At 69.0% G+C, this 1,663-nt stretch carries 2 protein-coding genes; one reads left to right on the plus strand and one right to left on the minus strand.

Features of this window, described 5'->3' with window-relative positions; all coding sequences use genetic code 11:
* On the minus strand, nt 1-304 hold a 304-nt coding region (locus P3H78_RS33085; protein WP_369015733.1), incomplete at its 3' end, for an ATP-binding protein.
* Nucleotides 305-592: 288 nt separating this feature from the next.
* Here P3H78_RS33085 and P3H78_RS33090 point away from each other — a divergent pair.
* The coding region (locus P3H78_RS33090) for an NsdA family TPR-like regulatory protein (RefSeq protein ID WP_276112871.1) at nt 593-1,663 on the plus strand (1,071 nt) is incomplete at its 3' end.

Consider the following 1,663-nt stretch of genomic DNA (forward strand, 5'->3'; position numbering starts at 1 on the left):
GGGGCCGTACGACGGACGGGTCGCGTACGTCCACGCGAAGCTGGGCGTCGGACCACTCCACGGTGAGCTTGATGGTGATTCCGGGCGGGAAGCCGATGCACCCGTGCAGGATGGCGTTGGCCATGAGCTCCGTGCAGATCAGGACGACGTCGTCGGCGATGCTGCCGAGGTCGTCCTCCTCCAGGCGCGCCCGCAGCCTTCCTCGCACGCGCGGGATGGCCTCCCGCTTGGCGGGAAACAACGCCTTGAACTGCGGCTCGTGCGCAGCGAGCGCGCCATTGCGGTCCGCAGGCAGATTCGGCATCACGCACGCTCCTTGACGGGGCACGACGGCGGACGCCGTGGTCGGGCAGCCGGGGTTCTTGCGCGTCAGGTGGTTCATCGGCCGCTTCTCCTCGCCTGCCAGTGCACGATCAGCTCTGGCCACCGGTTGTGCCCGTGTGGATGAGGTCGTCGACTTCCGCCCACGCCGCAGGCGTTGGAGGAATATCGTCTTCACGAGAGAACCGTGTTCGCGGGCCCGTGGGTATCCCGGCAGACCGGTCGGCGCGATACACGTGATACAAGATCGTTTCGGGGAGTGGGGCGCGCGATGGAACGCACGCGCAATACGCGGCTGGAACGCGTCGTCCAAGAGCTGGGCCTGTCGCAGCGCCAGTTGGCCGCGCGTATCCGAGCGGTCGCTGCCGAGCACGGCGCGACCGAACTTCAGAGCGTGGCTCAGCCGTACATCGCCCGCTGGATCTCCGGAGCGCCGGTGGAGGGCCGCGCACCGTCTATCTTGGCCGAGACGCTCTCCCGCGGCCTCGGCCGCCTCGTCACGCTCGCCGACATCGGGCTGGCAGCGGACACCGGACTCGAACCGCCGACGTGGAGCGACGATCCACTGACCACGCTGGTGACGCTCGGGAGCAAGGACATGGTGGACATCGACCGCCGACAACTGCTGGCCAACTCGGTCTACTCCGTATCCGCCCTCGCTCTTCCCGAGGACACGTGGTTCGAGCAGGCCACGGACCGAGCCCGGGCACGCAGGCCCTTGGCGAGCCTCGTGGTCACGCCCCAGGACGTCGAAGACGTCCGCGAGATGGCCGTCATCTTCTCCCGCCGCGACCAGAGGCGCGGAGGCCGCGCCGGCCGGGCCGCCCTTGTCGCGTACCTCCGCACAGACGTCGCCGAGCTTCTGAGCGGCCGGTTCCTCTCCGAAGACATTCGAAAGGCGATGACGTCCGCGGCCGCCGAACTCGCTTACCTGGCGGGCTGGACGGCCTTCGACGGGCGGGAACACCCGGTCGCGCAGCACTGGTTGACGATCGCCACGAACCTCGCCGAAGAAGCTGGAGACGCACCGCTGGCTGGTCACATCCTGCGGGCGATGGCCCACCAGGCCGTTGATCTCGGGCAACCCCAGGAAGCCGTTCGCCTGGCCGAAGCGTCCCTGTCCAGCCGCCGATACGCCCACGCCTGCTGGCGCGAACGCTCGCTTCTCGGCGTCGTGCACGCCCGTGGCCTCGCCGCGGGCGGTGAGAAGAAGGCCGCGGTCGCCGCCCTGCTGCGTGCGGAGCAGGACCTTGAACGTGCGACCGACAGAGACGATGAGCCGAACCGCGTGTTCTTCTACACCGAGGCCAGCCTCGCCCATGAGACTGCTGCCGCCCTGCGC

It is taken from the genome of Streptomyces tropicalis (genome assembly GCF_029269835.1).
In the GTDB taxonomy this organism is placed as follows: Bacteria; Actinomycetota; Actinomycetes; order Streptomycetales; family Streptomycetaceae; genus Streptomyces; species Streptomyces tropicalis.